This window comes from Nocardia sp. 2TAF39, assembly GCF_052114905.1.
In the GTDB taxonomy this organism is placed as follows: domain Bacteria; phylum Actinomycetota; class Actinomycetes; order Mycobacteriales; family Mycobacteriaceae; genus Nocardia.
Window position 1 is genome coordinate 32593 of record NZ_JBFRFQ010000006.1, and the last position, 20411, is coordinate 53003.

21 protein-coding genes are annotated in these 20411 nt (G+C 66.1%); 3 read left to right on the top strand and 18 right to left on the bottom strand.

From position 1 onward, the window contains the following. Positions 1-2: 2 nt before the first annotated feature. The 5 genes from AB4Z47_RS05430 to AB4Z47_RS05450 all read right to left on the bottom strand — a co-directional run bounded on the left by AB4Z47_RS05430 (position 3) and on the right by AB4Z47_RS05450 (position 2178). The gene (locus tag AB4Z47_RS05430) at positions 3-482 is read right to left on the bottom strand and encodes a YbaB/EbfC family DNA-binding protein (protein WP_441948324.1); all 480 of its coding nucleotides are present in this window, start codon (positions 480-482) and stop codon (positions 3-5) included. Next, positions 479-820 carry a hypothetical protein gene (locus tag AB4Z47_RS05435; protein ID WP_441948325.1) on the bottom strand — a complete coding sequence of 114 codons (342 nt, stop codon included), beginning with the start codon at positions 818-820 and terminating at the stop codon, positions 479-481. The genes AB4Z47_RS05430 and AB4Z47_RS05435 overlap by 4 nt, the downstream gene beginning before the upstream one ends. Then, positions 813-1187, bottom strand: a complete 375-nt coding sequence (locus AB4Z47_RS05440) for a hypothetical protein (RefSeq protein ID WP_441948326.1) — start codon at positions 1185-1187, stop codon at positions 813-815. Before AB4Z47_RS05440 ends, AB4Z47_RS05435 begins: the two co-directional genes overlap by 8 nt. After that, positions 1139-1456 carry a hypothetical protein gene (locus AB4Z47_RS05445; protein WP_441948328.1) on the bottom strand — a complete coding sequence of 106 codons (318 nt, stop codon included), beginning with the start codon at positions 1454-1456 and terminating at the stop codon, positions 1139-1141. Before AB4Z47_RS05445 ends, AB4Z47_RS05440 begins: the two co-directional genes overlap by 49 nt. A gap of 275 nt (positions 1457-1731) precedes the next feature. Next, positions 1732-2178 carry a hypothetical protein gene (locus AB4Z47_RS05450; RefSeq protein WP_441948329.1) on the bottom strand — a complete coding sequence of 149 codons (447 nt, stop codon included), beginning with the start codon at positions 2176-2178 and terminating at the stop codon, positions 1732-1734. A 244-nt stretch (positions 2179-2422) separates the two neighbouring features. Here AB4Z47_RS05450 and AB4Z47_RS05455 point away from each other — a divergent pair, with 244 nt between their 5' ends. Next, complete coding sequence (locus AB4Z47_RS05455; RefSeq protein WP_441948330.1) at positions 2423-3028, top strand: hypothetical protein; 606 nt, start codon at positions 2423-2425, stop codon at positions 3026-3028. Positions 3029-3172: 144 nt separating this feature from the next. Here the strand turns inward: AB4Z47_RS05455 and AB4Z47_RS05460 are convergent, their stop codons facing one another. After that, a complete protein-coding gene (locus tag AB4Z47_RS05460; RefSeq protein WP_441948332.1) occupies positions 3173-6619 on the bottom strand; it encodes a protein kinase domain-containing protein in 3447 nt (1148 codons plus the stop codon). A gap of 507 nt (positions 6620-7126) precedes the next feature. Between AB4Z47_RS05460 and AB4Z47_RS05465 the strand changes: the two genes are divergently transcribed. Further along, positions 7127-8446 carry a lipase family protein gene (locus AB4Z47_RS05465; RefSeq protein WP_441948333.1) on the top strand — a complete coding sequence of 440 codons (1320 nt, stop codon included), beginning with the start codon at positions 7127-7129 and terminating at the stop codon, positions 8444-8446. Positions 8447-8575: 129 nt separating this feature from the next. After that, the gene (locus AB4Z47_RS05470) at positions 8576-9316 is read left to right on the top strand and encodes a YwaF family protein (RefSeq protein ID WP_441948335.1); all 741 of its coding nucleotides are present in this window, start codon (positions 8576-8578) and stop codon (positions 9314-9316) included. Positions 9317-9376: 60 nt separating this feature from the next. Here the strand turns inward: AB4Z47_RS05470 and AB4Z47_RS05475 are convergent, their stop codons facing one another. Genes AB4Z47_RS05475 through AB4Z47_RS05530 form a run of 12 tightly spaced genes read right to left on the bottom strand, consistent with a single transcriptional unit; the run spans position 9377 to position 20350 of the window. Continuing rightward, the gene (locus AB4Z47_RS05475) at positions 9377-9946 is read right to left on the bottom strand and encodes a hypothetical protein (RefSeq protein ID WP_441948336.1); all 570 of its coding nucleotides are present in this window, start codon (positions 9944-9946) and stop codon (positions 9377-9379) included. Between the two features lie 14 nt (positions 9947-9960). Further along, positions 9961-10905 (bottom strand): MlaD family protein, encoded by a 945-nt coding sequence (locus tag AB4Z47_RS05480; protein WP_441948338.1) that lies wholly within the window; start codon positions 10903-10905, stop codon positions 9961-9963. Then, positions 10902-11909: an MlaD family protein gene (locus AB4Z47_RS05485; RefSeq protein ID WP_441948340.1), complete on the bottom strand. Its 1008-nt coding sequence runs from the start codon at positions 11907-11909 to the stop codon at positions 10902-10904. The genes AB4Z47_RS05480 and AB4Z47_RS05485 overlap by 4 nt, the downstream gene beginning before the upstream one ends. Beyond that, positions 11906-12925 carry an MlaD family protein gene (locus AB4Z47_RS05490; protein ID WP_441948342.1) on the bottom strand — a complete coding sequence of 340 codons (1020 nt, stop codon included), beginning with the start codon at positions 12923-12925 and terminating at the stop codon, positions 11906-11908. The genes AB4Z47_RS05485 and AB4Z47_RS05490 overlap by 4 nt, the downstream gene beginning before the upstream one ends. A gap of 1 nt (position 12926) precedes the next feature. Further along, positions 12927-13913 (bottom strand): MCE family protein, encoded by a 987-nt coding sequence (locus tag AB4Z47_RS05495; RefSeq protein ID WP_441948344.1) that lies wholly within the window; start codon positions 13911-13913, stop codon positions 12927-12929. Beyond that, a complete protein-coding gene (locus tag AB4Z47_RS05500) occupies positions 13910-14920 on the bottom strand; it encodes an MCE family protein (RefSeq protein WP_441948346.1) in 1011 nt (336 codons plus the stop codon). The genes AB4Z47_RS05495 and AB4Z47_RS05500 overlap by 4 nt, the downstream gene beginning before the upstream one ends. Next, complete coding sequence (locus tag AB4Z47_RS05505) at positions 14917-15924, bottom strand: MlaD family protein (protein ID WP_441948348.1); 1008 nt, start codon at positions 15922-15924, stop codon at positions 14917-14919. Before AB4Z47_RS05505 ends, AB4Z47_RS05500 begins: the two co-directional genes overlap by 4 nt. 29 nt (positions 15925-15953) lie before the next feature. Further along, positions 15954-16799, bottom strand: coding sequence for an ABC transporter permease (locus AB4Z47_RS05510; protein WP_441948350.1), 846 nt, complete (start codon positions 16797-16799; stop codon positions 15954-15956). Beyond that, positions 16796-17596, bottom strand: coding sequence for an MlaE family ABC transporter permease (locus AB4Z47_RS05515; RefSeq protein WP_441948352.1), 801 nt, complete (start codon positions 17594-17596; stop codon positions 16796-16798). The genes AB4Z47_RS05510 and AB4Z47_RS05515 overlap by 4 nt, the downstream gene beginning before the upstream one ends. A 38-nt stretch (positions 17597-17634) precedes the next feature. After that, on the bottom strand, positions 17635-19269 hold the full coding sequence (locus AB4Z47_RS05520) for a fatty acyl-AMP ligase (RefSeq protein WP_441948354.1): 1635 nt from the start codon (positions 19267-19269) through the stop codon (positions 17635-17637). Positions 19270-19312: 43 nt separating this feature from the next. Then, a complete protein-coding gene (locus AB4Z47_RS05525) occupies positions 19313-19564 on the bottom strand; it encodes a phosphopantetheine-binding protein (RefSeq protein WP_441948355.1) in 252 nt (83 codons plus the stop codon). A gap of 39 nt (positions 19565-19603) precedes the next feature. Continuing rightward, the gene (locus tag AB4Z47_RS05530) at positions 19604-20350 is read right to left on the bottom strand and encodes an ABC transporter permease (RefSeq protein ID WP_441948544.1); all 747 of its coding nucleotides are present in this window, start codon (positions 20348-20350) and stop codon (positions 19604-19606) included. Positions 20351-20411 lie beyond the last annotated feature (61 nt).

A 20411-nucleotide genomic window follows, 5' to 3' on the forward strand; every position in this document is an offset into this window, starting at 1 on the left:
CCCTACCAGCTGGGTTCGGTGACCTTCGGTCCGGCGCCGCTGGTGTCCTTGCGCTCGGCGTCGGCTGCCGCACGCTCGGCCGAAGCCGGCGGCGCGGTCGACGCCGTGATGCGCGTAGGCAGGCTATCCAGTTCGTCCGAAATACCGGGCAGCAACTCGGAGAGTTTCGGCATTCTCGCGCCGCGTTCCCGCATCGGCGCGACCAATTCGTCGGTTTTGCGTTTGAGCTCGGCGAATGCCTGCTGCGCGGCCGTGGTCACGGCTTCGGCGATCTCCGCCGGGGACAGTTCGGCGATGTCGTCGGCCACCCGCGCCTCGGCGACGACACCGTCCGCATTCACCATAATGGTTACCCGTTTTTTCGCGGCTGTTCCGATCGCGGTGAGTTCAGCGCGCTGTTGGTACGCGTCTCGAAGCGATTTCATATTCGCTTGGACGGTCTCCATCATCTCCGCCAACAGTTCTTCATCAGCGGTACTCACGCCCTATACCCCCTCATGGCTTTGTTGATTTCCGCCCTGCTCTTCTCTTCCATCTCATCGAGCAGCTTCGCACTCTTGTCGAAAGCGGTTGCGAAATCGCCTTCCAAGATCTTCACGTAGGAGGAACCGACACTGTGAATGGCGTCGCACTGCGAGTCGTAATCCTTGCGGAAATTCTCGCCCGGCTCATGCGACCCGCAGACGGGTTGCGCCATGAGCGGCTCCGTTTCCGACTTCAGGTCATCCATCACCGCGCGAATCTTGCCCGCGATATCCTTCAAATCTCCCGACAGATCGCGCAGCTTATCGGTTTCGACCTTCACTCTGTCCTCAGCCATGCCGCCCTCTATTCTGTCGGTCCTCGTAGCCAACCCGGCTGCACGCCCGTGTGCCCTGCCGTTCCTGGTAACGCTGCGCGAAACCTTCCACGAACGTGGTCGGCGCGGTCGAGAAGGACGAATGCTTCAACACTCCGTCGTCGGCGAGGTAGAAGATGGCCCGGTCGATCGCGATCTCGCCACGCGGCACCGGCACGGACACCCGGCCGGCCACCAACTGGTCCAACGGATACCCGGTAGTGTCCAGGCCGCTGCCCTCGATATAGCCGCGGACCCGGAAGTTGGCCTCCTCCTCGGGCATCCGCTCCGGCAGCCGCATCACCACACCGGCCGACGACAGCTGGTAGCCCCCGCGGTGTTCTCCCACACCACCGCCAAACCTCGGGCGCCGGTCAGGAACCCGTTCGTGGACTTGGAGTGGGCCGAGCAGTTTTCCATGCCCGCACAGGACGCGTTATTGCCCTTGCCGCCATGGGCGAACAGATGACCGGGCTCACCGTTGCCCCAGCGGTTCCCCTCGGCCGCGACGGCCAGGTCCTCGAAAATGGCCCCGTGTTCGCGCGAGATCTCCTCCAGCCGCTGCGCACCCCTCTTCATTGCTGCGGCATTCGCGGCGACAAACGGTCGGTCGGACATGCCGCCCTCCTCCGTACGTGTCGAGCCAGTGATCCATTTTTACATAGACCAGCCACCGGCGTTCCCCACTAGCGGAACCTGTCAAACACGATGAGACAGTTCAGACTTCGCGTCACACAACATGAGCTGCAGCCACCCCACCGCCCCGTGGCCCGCGACATCAACTGAAAACGCATCCACATCCCGAGCTGCCGGTAACCGCAGCTACTCCAGCTCACATGAGCCGAGGAGAAGAGGATGCTGCCGACTCGATCCGCCCGCACCTCGGCGCGCGGCTAGGGCACCAGCAGATACCACTCCGCGAACGGGCCCTGGATCGGCCAGCTGTCCGCCATGATCTTGGCCGGACCCGTGCCCACCCACAGGTCCACGGTCACTGTGTCGCCCGGCGACGCATCGGTGTGCACGTAGACGTCTTGGGCCCGCCCACCCGCTGAGCCAACCCATCCCAGCATCACGTGATTGCCGCACGGCCCGCGCTGGTAACCCAGTGGTGTCACGTGCGCCAGCACATGGCCGGGCAGATTCGGCGCGGCCTCCAGCACCACACCGATCGCCCCGGCACAGAAATTCGCATCGCCGAAGGTGTAGAGCGTGGTGCCCAACGGCGCCCACTGCGGTAGCGGATCCGCCTGCGCCGGCGTCGCCTGTATTCCGCATACCAACGCACCGATCCCTGCCGACACCATGACACCCGCCACCATTCGCCGCACTGCCGTCAATTGATGTCCTTCCCGCGTATCGATACTCGCGGCCGTACTACCTGCTCCAGCAATACGCCCCGACAGACCCCCGTGACATCGCAGCGACGTGTAACGGGAGTCGTTCCGTCAGTTAGCGTATCGAACCAGCTCGGCCGCGGGAGACGTTCAGGTTTTCCCGCAGCCGTCCGGGAGCGAGGCAATCATCTCGCCGAGATCCCTTGACCGGTATCAGTTCTGCCCGATACCACCCGGCAAACGGCAGGTGCGGCTCGAGAAGATCGACCTCAGCAGCGACGGGCACCGACTGGTCGGCGACCTCTGCCTGCTCGAGCTCGGCGCCGTCATTCCTTACTACGGCCACTTCTCCACCCGCGAGGCTCTGGTCGACGGCATTCTCGACCTGACGTCGGAGGATTTCGCACACACCTTCCACACCCCCGACCCCGACAAGCCGCCGGCGGTTGCCTCGGCCCGGTTCACGATCGCGCTCTGGCGGGTCGGCGACAAGTACCGGCTATTACTCGAGCTGACGGGGACGAATTTCGCACCGCGGATTCAGGAGCGGCTGGCGTTGGTGCACGCGCACGGCGCCACTCTGCTGCGCCACGGCCAGCGCCTCGGCGTCTACTCCGATCACCTTCCCGCCGAAGTGCTTTCCCGCGCCCTCTCCGGGCTGGTCATGGCCCTGCTCGAGGCGTGCAACGACGAAACCTGGACCGAGGCGGATCCCGCCGGGGACGCCGCCCGAGCCTGCCTCATCGCCGCGGGTATCGCACTCGCCGAAGCCGATGAAATATCCCGAGCGGCAGCGGAATTGGAGAACATCATCGACGTACCGGTGCAACCTGCCGCAGGCAACGCCGGGTAGAGCGTTGCGCCGTCGAGACCGGCTCCCCTCCCACCGAGAGGTGCGCTCACCGCCCATGCCCGCCACGGCGATTACCGCACGATCCGCATCAACCTTTTTGCTGGCGATCATGGCGGTCACCTTGGCGCTGGAGCGATTCTGCCCCTACTCGGGCAGTCGGCTGCGGCTCGGCGGCACCTGTTCGAACTCTGCCAATATCTGCCGCAGGAACTGCCGCAGCGGGATCTCCGAGATCGTTGTGCCGTACAGAGTCTCGATAACGGTTTGCAACTGGCGGCCGGCATCGACGACAAGCCGCACCAGCCCCAGCTCGGCGCACCGACTCAGCACCGGGGCCAAGAGTTCGGCGGCGCGGAGCGTCTGCCCTGTCGCCGCCAGACAGCACCCGCGCAGCAACTCGGCGTGCAACAGCGCCCGCGGCCGATCCTGCCGGGAGATCTGGCGCACGAGCTGTTCAGCCCGACAGACGGCGAGCTCGGCTGCCGCGCCGGTGCGCTCGGCAAGCAGCAGCCGGATCGCCGAGTCGTGGCCGAGCTCGAAGGTGAGCGCTGACATCACGTCCGGCTGCACGGTATATGGGGCAAGCTGTTCGAGGTCTCGACGGTCGGTGTCGGCGATCGGCAGACCCAGACGGATGCGCTCGTTGACCATCCGGGCGGCGAGCCGCGGAATCGGCACCATCGCCGCGATCGCGGCGCCTTCGTCCAGCCGTTGCCGTGCGGTGTCGAGATCGCCTCGCACCCCGGCCAGACGCGCCCCGCTCCCATAGGCCGCCAGCAGAAACTCCACCCCGCCGCCCTCGACCGCCAAGCCGACATCCAGCAATTCCTTGGCCTCGATGAATTGCCCCTTCTCGTACAGCAATTCGCCGAGTAGCGCACTGGCCAGCCGGGTGGAGTACGACTGCCGGCCGGTCTGCAGTGCCAGGCTCAGCGCGGTCCGTAAATAGGATTCCGCCGCCGCGATGTCGAGTTGCTCGCTGGCTGCCACCCCGGCGAGACAGTCGCAGTACACGATGGCGAAGGGGCCACGACCACGATTTCGGTATGGTTCGAACCAGCGATGCCAGCGGTACACCTCATCGAACTCGAAGCTATGCAGCGCGCACCCCATCGCCATCATCGCGGTCGCCTGCGCCATATACGGCCGGAGCGGCTCGCGGGCTCGCACCAGCACCGACTCCGGCACCCGCACGGGTTGGTCTACGACCATAGCCGCGCAGGTACGGGCCAGCGCCGATTCGACGCGGGTCTCGTTGCTCTGGTCATCGTCGGCCGGCGCCTCCGCTAGTAACGCATCCGCGCGGTCGAGCACGGTGGTCGCGACGTCCAGGCGCTGCAGGGCGGTGTCCGCCCAGGCGATCTTCACCTGCAGCCTCGGATTCTGCGCCGTCAGCGAGTCGGGCAGCTTGGCTACGAGCCCGAGCAGGGTCGCCATCCGCCCGGCTTCCAACATCTCCTCGGCATGCGCGTCCACAAGTTCCACGGCACGGTCGGGCGCGTTGGCCGCCAGCGCGTGATCGACGGCCTCGGTGACCATTCCGTGGTCGGCGAACCACTCGCACGCCGTCGAATGCAATTCCTCGAGCAGACCGGGATGCTGCTGGACCAGTCGGCGGCGCAGGAAGTCGGCGAACAACGCGTGATAGCGGAACCACCGCAACTCGTCATCGATGGTGCGCAGGAACAGATCCCGCTGGCAGACCTCCTCCAGCAGTTCCTGCCCGCCTGTTACGCCCGCCAGGGCTTCGGCGAGCTCACCGCAGATTCGCTCGGGAACCGAGGTCCGCATCACGAACGTGTGCATGCTCGGTTCGAGAGTGTCGATCACGTTCTCCATCAGATACTCGCCGATGGCGTAATGCCGTCCGGAGATCTGGCTGATGTACGCGCCCGGATCGTCGCGTCCGCGCAGCGACAGCGACGCCAGTTGCACAGCGGCCGCCCAGCCGTCGGTCGATGCCCGCAAGTGCTGGATCTCATCGGCCGCCAGCGACAAGTCGTTGACGCCCGCGACGAACGCGGCGGTCTCGACGTCATCGAACCGCAGACCGGCCGCATCGATCTCGACGAGTTCGTCGCGAACCCGCATCCGCCCCAGCGGCAGCCCTTTGCGACTGCGGCTGGTGACGATCATCTGCAGGTGATGGCAGCCGCGATCGAGCAGGAATTCCATCGCCGCGACGGTGACCGGGCTCGTCACCCGGTGCCAGTCGTCGACCACGAGGGCCACCGTCTCGCCACGGTTGTGGATCTCGTCGATCAGGGTGGCCATCACGTGCTGTGCCGCATCGGTGGAGCGCTCCTCGAGAATTTGCGCCAGGTTTGCCGCGACCTCAGGGTGGGCATGGCGAATCGCCTCGATGACATGAGACAGGAACCACACGACGTTGTTGTCGTCGAGATCCACGCTGAGCCAGGCGACGCGGACGCCGTCGGCGGCGAGAGCATCGGCCCACTGCGCGGCCAGCGTGCTCTTCCCGAACCCGGCCGGCCCGTGGATCAGCACCAGCCGCCGGGGCCACCCGCGCCGCAGGATGTCGAGCAACCGTCGCCGCTGGACCGGCTGACGCGAGGCCTCCGGCGGCCGATAGCGGGTCGACGGTGTCGCAAGCGCCGTCTGCACAGACAGCGGTGGTGGCGGCGCGGGGGGCGGTTCGGCACTGATCTCCGGCCGGCCGGTCACATCGCTTGCCGGAAAAACCATCGAGTCCACTGCCAAGCCGCTCGAGAACTCGATATTCCGGAGTCGATCACCGAATTCAACCGCGGTCGCGGGCCGCTCCGCGGGATCGGTGGCCATTGCCGATTCGATAGCCACGCACAGCAGGGCGGGCACTCCGCTGCGCCGCAGGTCCGGAATTGGCTCGGAGGTGACCCGTACGAACTGCGCGACCAGCGACTCGCCCTGCTTGCGTTCGAAGGCCGCGTGGCCGGTCAGCAAACAGAACAGCGTCGCACCCAGGCTGTAGTTGTCGGCTGCCGCCGTCGACTCCCCGCCTCTGAGCACCTCGGGAGCCGTGAACGCCGGGGTCCCCGCCACCATCCCGGCAGCGGTCTCGAATGCACCACCGATGCGCGCGATGCCGAAATCGGCCAGCTGCGGCTCGCCATAATCGGTCATCAGGATGTTGGCGGGATTGACGTCGCGGTGCACGATGCCGCAGGTGTGCGCGGCCGCCAGCGCACCGGCGATTTTCACTCCGACCGATAGCACTTCCTGCCACGGCAGCGGTCCCTTCGCTCGGATCCGCGACTGCAGCGATCCCTGTGCATGAAACGGCATCGCAAGGTAGGGCTTGCCGGTTGACGTAACGTCAGCTCGCAGCACCTGCACGATGTGCGGATGTGCGGAGAACCGGCCCAGGACCCGCTGCTCGCGCAGGAAACGAGCCCGCTCGTCCTCGGTTACCTCGGAATCGAGAACCTTCACCGCCACGGCACGATCGAGCGAGTGCTCGACGCACCGATACACGACACCGAAACCACCGCGACCGATCTCCTGTGCATCATCGAATCCCGCCGCAGCCAATTCCGCGGCGATACCGAACCTCAGGTCGCGCTGCGTCCCTTCGAGGTCATGGCTGCACACCGTCTGCTCATCAACTCCAGTGGCTCAACGAAACATTCTGTATATCGTTATATTTCGCTCGCAGCCCGATGGGCGCCCGTTTCCGTAACCATTCATATGTCCGCCTCTCGACGTGCGAAAGCCCGACAGTTCGATACTAATCCCGGTCCAAGCTGATAACCTGAGTTTGCTGTGAGATTGCGGCTACCCGTATGCCGCTTCAGGCAGGGCTGCGGGTGCTTGCAGATGAGGGGTAGTGCGTTTCAGTATGTCGCGACAATGAACGGCGAAAAGCCCCAGTAAATACCGTCACCGACGGCGGGAAGCTGGGCCGAGCCCGCTTGGTGAATCCTGCGGCATCGGCGACCTCGTCGATGGCCCCCATGGATAGCCAACCTCCAAAACGGCCGCCGGGCGGTCGCGATCAACACGGCGCGCGTCTGTGCCTGGCTCTGGGCTCGGGTACAGATACTCTCAGTATCCGATCTAGACGACATGGGTATCCCAAATCGCAGGAAGGATCGAATCGTGGGGAGCCGAATACTCAGATTGACCGCAGCTTTGACGGGAACCCTCATCGTGGTCGGAGGCGGCGCGATCTCCGCACCACACGCATGGACGCAGCCGGCCACGGAGGCGGCGGCTGATGATTTCTACGTACCACCGGCGCCACTGCCGCAGGGAGGGGGCACCATCGTCCGCACCGAACCGGCGCGGCTGGCGCTGTCGATCCCCGGACCGACCGGAACGATCCCGGCGACGTCGACGCGCATGATGTACGTCAGCAGCGACACTCACGACGCGCCGACCGCGGCGGTGGGAACGTATCTGGAACCGGCCCAGCCGTGGACAGGACCGGGAGAGCGCCCGCTGATCGCGTACGCGGTCGGCACGAAGGGGCAAGGCGATCAGTGCGCGCCCTCGAAGTTGCTCTCGCAGTTCGTCGAATACCAGCCTCCGCTCGACCTCATGGTCGAATACGACGTGCTGGCGCTCTACACGCTGCTGGCCCGCGGCATGGCGGTAGTGGTGACCGACTACCAGGGCCTGGGCACGCCCGCGATTCACGACTATCTCAACCGTAAATCGCAAGCCCACGCGGTACTGGACTCCGCGCGTGCCGCCCTGCGGTTGCCCGGCACCAGCCTCGCCGCCAACGCGCCGGTCATTCTCTACGGGTACTCCCAAGGCGGCATGGCCTCGGCCGGCGCGGCCGAACTGCAGCCGAGTTACGCCCCCGACCTGAACGTGCGCGGCGCCTACGTCGGCGGGCCGGTGGTGGACGACGAGTACTTCATCGGATTCAACGATGGCCGACCCGCCATCGCACCCGCCTTCGCGTGGATCCTCAACGGCATCGCCGCCGACTATCCCGCCACCCGCCCGGTGCTCGACGCTGAACTCAACGACACCGGCAAGGCGATCCTGCGCGAAGCTCAGGACAAATGCGCCGTCCCGCTCGGACTGGCGCAGCAACATCAGTTCACGTCCCAATGGACCAACAGCGGACAGTCCATCATCGACGTGATCAATCAGTCGCCTGCGTTGAGATCAGCGTTCGACCAGCAGCGTGTCGGCACCCTCACCCCCTCGGTGCCCGTACTCGTCGCCGCGGCCGTGAACGATGAAGGAGCGCCGTTTACGCCCATCCGCGACATGGCCGCCGGTTGGTGCGGTGGTGGCGCGACTGTGCAGCTGGATTCGAACGCCCAGATTCCCACCGTCATTTCCGGATTGGCGCCGACTCACGTGCTGGCGTTCTTCCCGGCACTGGCAGCCTCGCAGCAGTGGTTGACCGATCGGCTCGCGAACCAGCCCGCCCCCACCAACTGCACCGCCCTGCCCTAAGTCGCGGATGAGGGCGAATTCCGCAATCGGTGGTCCGGTGTCCTGCCTCGAGTGCCGCGCATTACCGGCTCGTCGCACGCGAGGTGGTGCCGTGATCTCTATGTACGATGCCCGGCGCGGTTCGGCCCTATGCCGAACCGCGCCGCGGTAAATGTGGACGCGCCTTCGGCGCACCAAAAGTTCTCCGCATACGGGCTATCGCACTGGCTAGTCCTTGCTGTCTTCGCGGTGGGAGCGATGCTCGTCGTGTGGATCGGTCGCAAGCACCAGAGTGCTTCTGCCGCACGCCGTTTCAGCCGATCGTTCGGATCGGCGACCCTGGTGCTGTACGCGACGATCTACGTCTTCGCCCTGATCCCCCCGACTATCGGTCGTTCGGTACCCTTGCGTTTGACCGATCTCGCGAGCATCGTTGCCGCGTACGCGCTGTGGTCGCACCGGAGCTGGGCGTATGCACTGACCTACTACTGGTGTCTCACCTTGAGCACCCAGGCGCTCGTTTCACCGGCCTTGCAGAGCCCGGACTTTCCAGACCGCGAGTTCTCGGCCTTCTGGGCGATTCACCTGATCGTGGTCTGGGCGGCAATTTACCTCACGTGGGGCATCGGCCTGCGCCCAGACTGGCGCAGCTATCGGACTGCCGTAGTGGCCACCGTAGCCTGGGCAGTGGTGACCTTCACATTCAATACCCTCGCCGACACCAACTACGGGTTCGTCAACGCGAAACCCGAAACTCCGTCACTGCTCGATGCGCTCGGGCCTTGGCCGTGGTATCTCGGCACGGTGGCCATCCTCTTGCTAGCCGTGTGGGCACTGATGACCTGGCCTTGGGTCGAAGCGGCGAGATCCTCGCCCCCGCGCGGGAGCTGAGCCACGGCCGGACCGCCATGGCTTCGCCACTGCGGCCACGGCTCATGGCAGTGCCTGTTCTCATTGCGAGCGGTAGTCGGCGACAACCCAGTTGCCGCCGTCGCGGTGCACGTTCACGGTCAGCAGGGTGGCGGCGCTGACCGGTTCGGGGTGCTGCACGTTCTGCGTCTGCTGGGTGGCGAAGACGGTGACGGTGTAGTCGTCGCCGTCGACGGTGCCGATAGCAGTGCCGACCACGTCGCCGTGTGCGACGACCTGGGCCTCGGTCATGATTTTGCTCAGGGTGTCGTGGACGGTGTCGTAGCGGTTGGACAGGCGGTCGGTGGTTCCGCGCCGCACGCTGTCGAAGAAGGCGTCGAGGTTGCGGAAGTCGTAGGTCAGTGACCGTTTCGCGTAGTCCGCGGCGACCGCCGCGGCTCTATCGCGATCGGCGGTGTCCCGCCGCAGGGCGTCGAGATCCTGTTCGGTGGTGTACCAGCGCCACCCGAGGAAACCGGCGAGCGAGGTAAGGGCGACCAGCGCAGCGACCAGTGCCCGCGGGACCACCGAGGAGAGTGGATGTTTCATCTCTTCGGTCCGTGCCGGCGCGGACGATTCGTGGTCTGTTGTCGTCGCCGCTTCGTCGGTCATTACTGGTACCTCGATTACTTCGGTGGGGTGACAATCACTCGGGCGGGTCCGCCCGCAGGGAACATGGCGGACAAAATGTCGACGATCGAGCCGGCGTCCAGGCGCAATGGCCGCAGCCGATCGGTAGCCGGCCGGACTATGCCGGCGATCAACGCCAGTTCGGGAGCCAGCTGTGCGACGTAGTCGTCGATCTTGTGCATCATCGGCGTCAGCGTGTCGTCCCAGACATGCTCGCCGACGTGGGAATAGTCCTCGAAGGCGCGGATCAGGTGCACCACTTCGGGATCGGCGCGATCGACCACCGGGGCGACGGCGGTGAAGGTGCTGCCCTTGCCGTCGAAGTTGTCGGCGAGGGTCTGCAGGTTGAGCCAGAGCCGGTGGACCTGATCCTGTTTGTCCCGCAGTGTGTTCGCCAACAGAGTGGCGGACTCCGCGAGGTCGGCGATGTCGGTCTGACGTCCGGCGGTGGCATCGTCGAGGGTGGTCAGCAGGCTGTCGACGACGGCGGGGTCCAACTGGGCGAGCAGGGTGTCCAGGCGTGCCATCATCTCGCCGGCGGTGATCGGGATCTCGACCTGGCCCGCCGGTATCACGGAGCCGTCGGCGAGATAGGGTCCGTCCGCGCTGCGCGGACGGAATTCGAGGTACTGCTCTCCCGCGGCGGACAGATTCGCGACCCGGACCGTGCTGGTCGTCGGAATCCGGTATTTCGCATCGAATTCGATGGCTACGGCGACGCCGTCCTTGGTGGTGGTGATGTGGCGGACGCGGCCGATCGCCATGCCGCGCAGATCCACGGAGGATGTTTCCATCAGTCCGCCCGAGCTCGGCATCCGCACCGTGATGGTTGTGGTGTCCCGCGTCGGATTGATGTCGAGGACACCGGCACCGAGATAGAGGGCACCGGCGACAGTGGTAGCCAGCAGACCGATGAGTGATGCGGTTGTGCGGGAGCTCATGGCACGAGTCCGATCGATCGGAGCACGGTAACCAATGCGTCGGCCTGCTGTTCGGCGGACACCGTAGTCGCGACGCCGTGGATCCGAATATTCGGTGGCGCAGTGAAATACGGGATCAGGGTCTCGCGCAGTAAACGGGTGAACTTGTCGACGTTCATGGGGATGGTGGTGTCGGCGGAGGCGACGGTCAACAGCAGCGGCCGCATGGCACGGTAGATATCGAGGGTGTCGCCGTAGATCGGCCACACCAGATCACCAGCGGGCTGCAGGAGTTGGCCGAGTGCCACCGCGAGGTCGACGATCCCGAACAGGACATCGCTGAGTCCGGCAGCGCGGTCGGGCCCGAGGACGAGTGCCCGGTCGAGGGCGGATTTCTTGGCCGCTAGGTCGTCGGTGATACCGGCGGCCGCGTCGAGGATGCGGTCGAGATCCGCTGTTCCGGTGGACAGGTCGTGGACGTCCGCATGGATCTCCGCTGCCAGACGCTGGTACTCGCGGTCGTCGGGAAAGGCGGCATTGACTCGGCTGATCGCGGCGGCCAGGTCGTCGAAGCGGCCGTTGGCCAGTACGTTCGACATTCCCCGCAACAGGTTCTCGACGCTGTCCGGGGGGTGGGTCTGCGCCAGCGGTATGACGTCGCCCGATGTCAGGTTCGGACCTGCCCCACCGGCTGGTGGCCGCAGCGCTATATAGGACTCGCCGAGCAGAGTGGTCTGCCGAATCTCGGCGATGGTCGATTTCGGCAGCCGCACTGCCGATGTCAGGTCGACAGTTGCGATGGCGACCCGGTCGGCCAGATCGACCCGGTCCACGACGCCGACCTCGGCGCCGTCCGCCATGACCTTCGCCTTCGCGGGCAGACTCAGCACGCTGGCGAACTCGATCCTGATCTCGTAACTCGCGCCCGAGACACGGGCTCCCGGAACCGGCAGGTCGGCCGGGTCGACACCGCATCCCGCGATCAGGGCGAGCGCGCCGACGGCACAGAGGGGACGCCATCTCATCGCGGCTCCGTTCCCTCGTCGTGCCGGCACACTGTGCTGGTCAGCGGGGTGTCAGCGGTCGCAGGGCAACTCATCACCGCGGTGGTGGGCGCGTTCGACAGCAGAATGCCCAAGAGGGCATCTACGGCGGGCGGCAGATGCGACAGCAGATCTCGGATGCCGCCGGCGTTCTGCAGCGCGGCATGCACCGCCGGAACGGCGGAGTCCAGCGCCGTGTATACCCGATCGCCGTACTTGTCGACGTTGCGTGCCAGCACCGGAAGCAGCTGGTTGGACAGGTCGACCATCGGGGCGAAGTTCGCCGAAAGTCCCTCGACCACCTCCAATCCGTCGTAGAGGTGGTCCAGCAGTAGCTGCATATCCGGCCAGTTCGCGCCGAACATGGTGGTGAGCAGGTCGAGGTTGTCGATCAGCCGCCGCATGGTGGCGTCCCGGTCCCGCGGGTCGCCCACCAGCCGCGCCAGGTGCGCAAGCAGGTCGTTGGTGGTCGTTCCGGTGTCGCGCAGCGCGCGGTCGAGGCCGGCGAGGGTGTCGCCGGCCCGGGTGTCACCGGGTACGCCGCCGGTGATGTCGGCGGTCAACCGTCCGAGGGCGTCGAAGGATTCGCTGACACCGAGCGGAGTTTTGGTGCGCGACAGTGGAATACAGGTGTCTGCCGCCAGTTCCGGACCATCGGTGTGGGATCGGATGAGTTCGACTCTGCGGTCGGTGACGATCGAGCCCGACATGGTGACCGCGCTGGTATCGGCCGGTAGTGTCACGTCCCGGTCGAGGCGCATCGTCACCCGCACGCGGTCGGCGAGGGGTTCGATGTGGTCGACGATCCCGGCTCGGACGCCGAGCACGGTGACGTCGTTGCCCCGGTAGAGGCCGTCGGTATCGGTGAACTCCGCGCACACGATCTTGCCGAAACTCGTCCGGTCCAGCGGTGTGACCGCAGAGGATCCGAGTCCGAACAGCACGGTGAGTACGGCGACCCCGACCACCGGATACCAGACACGTTTTCCGACCCTCATATCAGCAGTCCTTTCCCGCACGAGGCACGCAGAGATCGGGTCGGGGTGCTCCGGCTGGTTCGCCTGTTCCGCTCAGCGCCGCGATCTTGACGATGAAGTCGTTGATCGAGGCGATGACCGTGTCGAGCCGCTCGGGTGCGTCGGCGACCTTGGCCAGCAGCTGCTCGAGATCGGTGACGGCGGGCTCGAGCGAATCCGCGTACGCCATGATCGGCCGGTGGGTGATTTCGGTGAGCCGACGAAGCAGCTGGAAGGCGCGGATGACCTCGGTCTTGGCCTGACCGAGTTTCGCGGAGATGATGCCGAGCTCGCGCACGAACCCGGCGAGGACCGCACGGTCGGTCGCGATAGTCGCTACGTATTCGTCGGAAACCCGGATCGCGCGATCGAGCCGATCGGACTGAGCCGTGATCGTTGTGGTGAGGCCGGTGAGACTGTCGAGGATGCCGCGGGGGGCGTCGGGCTGATTCGCCAGTGCCGCGTCGAGTTCGGCGACCGTCTGGCGCAATGTCGATCCGTCGATACCGTCCAGCCGCGGGGCGCTTTGTTCGAATACATCGGTCAGCTCGTACGGGGTCCGGGTGCGCTCACGCGGAATCGGCTGGGCGCCGAGCGGTTGCGCACCGGCTGGCGTGAGCGCCAGATAGTGGCCGCCGACCGGGGTCAGCAGCCGCACCTCGGCGGTAGAGTGATCGCCGACAGGCTGATCGGTGTGGACCGTGAACCCGACCCGGACATGGTCGTCGGCCAGTTCCACGGTACGGACTCGGCCGACGGGGACGCCGGCGATCCGCACCTCGTCGCCGGCCTGCAGGCCACCGGAGTCACGGAATTCGGCGACGTGCCCTTGCTCGTTGGCTGGGATCAGCCGGACCAGCCCGGCGACAGCGATGATGATCGCGGCGATCGCGAGACCGGCTGAGCCCCAGCGGAATTCGCGGCGTCCCTCGGAAAGATCGGTGCGGATTCTGTCGGGTATGAGTCTCATTTGCACACCACCAGATGTTGATTGCCGAGAATGGCGCTTCCGATGCCGGGGGGTTCGACGGACTGCGTCGAACAGGTGAAGGCGGGCGACGGACCATTCGCGGGGTAGTTCGCGTTCAGGCCCCCGAGCAATTCCGGCATCAGGGACAGGATCTCCACAAGTTGGTCGGTGCGCGGCACCAGTCGCCGCAGCAGCTGGTGCAGTGGTGCATGGGTGTCGTCGAAAAGGGATTCCAGTTCGGCAAGAAGGCCGACGTCGGGCTCGAGGCCGTAGCCGGCGATTCGCAGCGAGTTCACCAATTCGTCCGCGCGATGGCTGAACACTCCGATGATCCCGGCGACCTGCTTGATCAGCGCGCCGACCTGTTCGGATTTGCCGCCGATCTCCGCCGCGATCTCACCGAGGTTGCGGATCAGTACCACCAGGACCGCCTCCCGGTTCTTCGCATACCGCAGCAGGCCGTCGAGATCAGCCAGTACCGGCCCGATTCCGGCGCCGTCGCCCTGGAGGACGCGGATCAGGTTCTCCCCCAGGCGGTTCAGCTCCGCGGTATCGAGTGCGGTGAACAAGGGTTTGAACCCATTGAACAACCGGGACACATCGAAACTGGGCTCGGTGCGCTCAGGCGGGATCGTCGCACCGGGCGACAGACGGGTGCCAGTGGGCCGGGCGTCGAACAGTTCCACATAGCGCTGCCCGAGCAGAGTCTGGTACCGCACTGCGGCGTGGGTCGTGTCCAAGACGGGCCGGTCACCACCGACGGTGAACCGCACCCGAGCCGCCGCGTCCGCGGTCAGCTCGATCGTGGTGACCCTGCCGACCTGGACCCCGGCCATCCGGACACTGTCCCCGGTGACCAATCCGGACACGTCGGTGAAGATCGCGTCGTATTCGGTGGCCGAGTTCGTTGCGGGCCCGCGCAGAGTGGACAGGATCAGGCTCAGGCAGCCGATCACCAGAACCAGGAAGATGGACAGTTTGATCGCGGGACCTCGCACCGCCGTCATCGAACGCCTCCCGGACCGGTATCGGTGACCGAGCGGGCGATGTGCGGCATCGTGTCCGCGATGATCTCGAGTTGCAGTTGTGCCTTTCCGTCCACGACCGGGAACGCGGCGCCGATGCGGTCGAGAAGATCGGGCAGGCGATGATAGGCCGGAGCGATCGAGCCGTAGGACATGCCGAGGGGCAGGCCGAGATCGAGTACCACAGCCAGGATTTCGGCCAAGTGGTCGCGGTTGTCGCCCAACAGCCGCGCGTATCCGGGCAGAAAATCCTGGCTCAGTCCGGCGATCGCCTTGCGGGTCCGTGCGCGGTTGGTCTCATCGCCGAAGTACTCGCTCTGGTCCAGCAACGCGATCAGCGCGTCCACCATCTCCGGTTCCAGGACCGCCAATCCATCCGACAGGTCACCCGTGATACGCAGGTAGTGGGCTGTACTGTCGCGACGCCCCTGCTCCAATGCCCGAGCGATGCCGGTGATCGCCTCGATGGTCGGACCGAACAGCCCCGGGTTCTCGGCCGCCACGTCGAGGAGGTTCCGCAGTCGGGGCGAGTCGAGCACCTCCATGAGCCGTCCGGTGCGTTGCAGCACCCCGGTCGCGGTGGCGCCGACGGCGCCGGTGGCGAGTGGTACCACCGCGTGGTCCCGGATCGGTGGACCGTCACCGAGATTCACCAACTCGATCGCGGGGGTGCCGAACACATTGGCGACGGTGAAGCGGGCGGCGACGCGATCGGTCAGCGCCAAAGCCTGATCCCGATCGATGCTGATCTCGACGCGGCGGGTGTCGCCCGCCGTCTGCACCCGGCGTACGGTGCCTACCGCGGCTCCTTGGAACTTCACGTCCGCACCGGCCAGTAGACCATCGACGAGCGAGTCGGCCTCGATCGTCAGCGATACGTCATCGTGGAACCGGCCCTGCAGGTGAGCTCCGGTCAGCGCGGTCACCAGCAGCCCGATCGCCACTACCGCGAGCCCACGCACCCGCAGCGCCAGGACACTCGGCACTCGGCCACCACTTCGTTCTCGCCACATGGCTACCCCGAGATCCTGATTCCCGTGCTCGTGCCCCAGAACACCGCGGTCATCACCATGTCCATGACCACGATGAGAATGAGGCTGGCCCGGATCGCCTGCCCACAGGCGCGACCCACCCCTTCGGGCCCGCCGGTGGCATGAAAACCCTGATAGCAGTGCACCACGATGACAGCTGCCACCAGAACGATGGCCTTGACCAGCGAATACAGCACGTCCGCCGGCCGAAGGAAGGACTCGAAGTAGTGGAAGTAGGTGCCCGCGGACTGCCCGTGCAGCACGTTCACCACGACGGCGCAGGACAGGTAGACCACGATCAGCGTCGTGAGGTACAGCGGGATGATCGTGGTGGTCCCCGCGAGCACGCGCGTGGTCACCACAAACGGGATGGGCCGTACCGCTTGGGCTTCCAAGGCGTCGATCTCCTCCGAGATCCGCATCGCGCCGATCTCGGCGGTCATCCGGCAGCCGGCTTGCGCGGCGAATCCGATCGCCACCATCATCGGCGCCAGCTCCCGCGTATTCGCATATGCGGAGACAAACCCGGTCAGCGGGCCCATGCCGACCATATTCAGCGCGCTCAGCCCTTCCATACCGACCGATCCTCCGACCGCGATGCCGAGGAAGATCAGCACCGCGGCGGTGCCGCCGCCGACGACCAGTCCGCCACTGCCCCACACGATGTCGGTGAGCACAACCATCGTCTGCCTGCGGTATGCGCGCAGGGTGTGCGGCACGGCCGCGAGAACCTGCATCCCGAAACTCAGCTGATGTCCGAGCCGCTCGAGTGCCGTGCCGACGACCGATCCGACGCGGCCGGCGGCAAGGTCCAACGGCGAGGCCGTCATCCGAGCACCCGCGAGCCGAACATCGACAGCAGTTGCGTGATGATCAGGTTCAGACCGAACGTCGCGACCACGCCGAGCACCACCGCCGCGTTCACCGAGTCGGCAACCCCTTTGGGCCCTGCGGTGGCCTCGAGCCCGCGCTGACAGGCCAGCACTACGACGACGATGCCGAACAGCGCCGACTTCACCAGCGCGGCAACCAGGTCCGAGACGGTAACGAAGGACGCGAACGACGAGAGATATCCTCCCGGAGCGCCGTGTTGCAGACCGACATTGATCAGGTAGCCGGTCGACAGGCCCATGAAGATGATCACCACGCACAGCAGCGGAGCTACCACTGTCATCGCGGCCAGGCGCGGCGCGACGATCCGACGGACCGGATCGATGCCCATCACCCGCATGGCATCCATTTCCTCTCTGATGGTTCGCGCACCGAGGTCGGCGGCGATCGCCGCACCGGCGGCCCCGCCGAGCAGGAGCGCCGCGACCAACGGGGCGCCCTGCCGAACGACTCCGACCCCGGCGGCAGCCCCTGCGAGCGAGGTGGCGCCGAGCTGCTGGGTCAGGTTTCCGACCTGCACGGAGACGATCACCCCGAACGGAATCGACACGAACACCGCAGGAACCGCCGTGACGCTCACGATGAACCAGCTCTGCGCCAACGCTTCCCGCCAGGCGAATCGCCCACGAAACACATCGGCGGCCAGCCAACCGAGCGCGGACCACGCCAGGATCGAAGCGCGACCGAAGGTGCGTACGGAAGGGGCTACCGCCGCGGTCGTCCCTCGTTCACGCACTACGGAACCTTATCAATAACGATTACCGATACCAATTGCTACCCGATGGCGAGAAGACCGCGGGCTTCGAGCCGGCGAAGCTTCCCCGACGGCGTCTTCGGGATGCGCCCCACCGGGACGACCACGACCCGGCGCGGGCTGACGCCGAGCGCCGCCTCGACGCGATGCGCGACATCGCGGGAAATGCGTGCACATCCGCGGGTGTCGGCGCTGGCCGCGGATTCCACGATGACCGCGAATCCCTCGCCCCTCCCGGCGGTTTCTGCGGGCACGGCGACAGCATTGCCGGCACGCACACCGTCGACCTCGGCAGCGGCGCGTTCGATGTCGACCGGGTAGATGTTGCGTCCGGAGATGATCAACATGTCCTTCTTGCGTCCGCACACCACAAGTTGGCCGTCCTCGGTCAGATAGCCGAGGTCGCCGGTGGCAAGCCATCCGGAATCGTCGACGGCCTCGATGAATCCCGCGTCGGTCCGGTACCGGGTGGCGATGCTGGCACCGCGCAGCTCGAACTCGCCGATCTGCCTGGTGTCGGCGAGGGCGCCGGATTGGGTGCGCACCCGCGCCTCGATGCCGGGCAGAGGTTGCCCGAGGCCGATGTACCGGCGGGTGTCGTCCGCGGTGGAAACCGTGGCCCGGCCGGCTGTTTGCATCGCCTCCGGGTCGACGTGATCAACACTGAATCCGTCGCCCGGTCGGGTGAACGACACCGCGAGCGTCGCCTCGGCCATGCCGTAGGCGGGCACGATCGCCCCGCGTTGCAGCCCGAAGCGGGCACCGGCATCCAGAAACCGTTGCACGACAGCGCTATCGATGGGTTCGGCGCCGTTGAGCACGAACCGTAGCGACGACAAGTCGAAGTCCCCGTCACCGGCGCGGGCCAGGGTGCGGGCAAGAAGCCCATAGGCGAAGTTCGGTGCCGCCGACATCGACCCGCGGTACCTGGTCACCAGTTCGGCCCAGATCAGCGGAGCGGCAAGAAAATCGGATGGCGTGATGGCGACAAGTTCGACGCCGAGGAACATCGGTGCGACCAGGAACCCCATCATGCCCATGTCGTGGAACAGCGGCAGCCAGCTGACCATCACGTCCCGGTCGTTGATGCGCGACGCGAACTCCATGGCGCGAATATTGGCGTGCATATTCGCATAGGTGATGGCCACCGCTTTCGGACTACCGGTCGAGCCCGACGTGAGCTGCAGAAACGCCAGATCGGTCTCTTGTGTGTCCACCGGTTCCACGTCCGGACCCGCAAGCAGATCGACGACCGTGACACAGCGGGGGCGCTCCCCGCCGAACTCGGCGACGGCCGCACCGAAGGGGTCGCCGACCACCAGGACCGCGGCATCGACCACCGCGACAGCACGCCGCGTGTCGGCCGCCCAGGCCGCCAAGTCGGTGCGCGGCGTCGGCTGGTGCAGCATCGTCACCGCGGCACCGGCCAGCCAAATGCCCTGTACCAGGGGCGCGATATCGCCTGGGGCACCGGCGAGCACGGCGACCGTGTCCCCGCGGCGCACGCCCGCTTCCCGCAGACCACCGGCGATGCGCCGGGCACGCCGATGGATGTCGCGCCATTGCGTTCTGGTGAGGTCGGCTGGGTCGCCGCAGAGCAGACCACGATCGCTTCGGTCGGCGCTGCGCAGCAACGCTGTGATGAACCTGTTCACAAGAGTGCCGACCCTTTGTGATCGAGTGGCATGAGTACCCGGGTCATCCGACCGTGATGGTGAGCTTGTTGGCGACGAGCCGCTGCAGATCACCGAGTGTGCGGCAGGCGAAAACGTCGTCCTTGGTCAGCGAAACCCCCAGCCGGTCACGGATTTCGACGACGCCGGTCGCGAATGACAGCGAATCGAAGCCGAGGTCGGCGACCAGGTCGGCATCGGGGTGCATCTCTTCTGGCGTGACATCCAGATCCTCGATCAGGATCTCGCGCAGCACCTGTTCCAGTGATTCGGTCATGGTGTCTTTTTCCTTTCGATCAAGGGATACCGGGCGCGTTCAGGCGCCGATGCGGCGCAGGACGAGCCGCCGCAGCAGGAGCTGGAGCACGACGAAAACACCTGCCGCGACCGCGATCCCGGCTCCGAGCCGAACCGGTTCGAAATCTCCGTACATGAGCGTGGCCGCGGCCGCGACGACATGGGAGAACGGGTTGAGCAGGATGGCCACCTCCAGCCACCGCGGCAAGAAGCCGGTGGGCATGAGCGCCTGGCTCACGAACAGCACCGGCAACGCCAGCGGCAGCAGCGCGATCGGCGCCTGCGGGTTCAGCGTGCGCACCGCGGCCAGGTAGAACAGTGAGCTGTAGGCCGCCGACCACAAGCACATCAGGATCAACAGCGCGGCCGCCGTGACGATCCCGGCCCGCAATGGCGCGCCGAGTGCCGCAAGCAGCCCGATGACGATTCCGCCGGCCGGCAGGATGCGCGCCGCTTCGAAGCCGATCTTCGCCAGCACGATCTGCGCGGACGAAATACCCTGCAGCCGAAGTCTGTCGACGAACCCGGACTGGATCTCCTCGATCAGCGTGCTCGCGCCGAACCCGGAGCCGATCATCGGGATGAGCATGATGATGCCGGGCGCGATGTAGGCGGTGTAAGAGGTCAGCGGGAACCCGGGCAGCTCGGCCACACGTTGGAACATCGCCCGCACGAAGACCACCAGGACGACCGGGAACACGATGGGGAAGATGAACCCGAACACCGGCTGGCGCAGGCCGACGACGAGGTAGCGGGCGAACAGCATCAGCGTCGTGACCGGTGGCGCCGGCGGACGGTGGGCCCGCGCCGGAGCAGTAGCGGTTGTC

Coding starts and splice junctions, on each gene's coding strand:
- AB4Z47_RS05480 (WP_441948338.1), bottom strand. CDS start 10,905: ATGAGCTCCCGCACAACCGCATCACTCATCGGTCTGCTGGCTACCACT.
- AB4Z47_RS05530 (WP_441948544.1), bottom strand. CDS start 20,350: ATGCTGTTCGCCCGCTACCTCGTCGTCGGCCTGCGCCAGCCGGTGTTC.
- AB4Z47_RS05435 (WP_441948325.1), bottom strand. CDS start 820: ATGGCTGAGGACAGAGTGAAGGTCGAAACCGATAAGCTGCGCGATCTG.
- AB4Z47_RS05500 (WP_441948346.1), bottom strand. CDS start 14,920: ATGACGGCGGTGCGAGGTCCCGCGATCAAACTGTCCATCTTCCTGGTT.
- AB4Z47_RS05470 (WP_441948335.1), top strand. CDS start 8,576: ATGCCGAACCGCGCCGCGGTAAATGTGGACGCGCCTTCGGCGCACCAA.
- AB4Z47_RS05445 (WP_441948328.1), bottom strand. CDS start 1,456: ATGTCCGACCGACCGTTTGTCGCCGCGAATGCCGCAGCAATGAAGAGG.
- AB4Z47_RS05510 (WP_441948350.1), bottom strand. CDS start 16,799: ATGACGGCCTCGCCGTTGGACCTTGCCGCCGGCCGCGTCGGATCGGTC.
- AB4Z47_RS05485 (WP_441948340.1), bottom strand. CDS start 11,909: ATGAGATGGCGTCCCCTCTGTGCCGTCGGCGCGCTCGCCCTGATCGCG.
- AB4Z47_RS05495 (WP_441948344.1), bottom strand. CDS start 13,913: ATGAGACTCATACCCGACAGAATCCGCACCGATCTTTCCGAGGGACGC.
- AB4Z47_RS05475 (WP_441948336.1), bottom strand. CDS start 9,946: ATGACCGACGAAGCGGCGACGACAACAGACCACGAATCGTCCGCGCCG.
- AB4Z47_RS05490 (WP_441948342.1), bottom strand. CDS start 12,925: ATGAGGGTCGGAAAACGTGTCTGGTATCCGGTGGTCGGGGTCGCCGTA.
- AB4Z47_RS05525 (WP_441948355.1), bottom strand. CDS start 19,564: ATGACCGAATCACTGGAACAGGTGCTGCGCGAGATCCTGATCGAGGAT.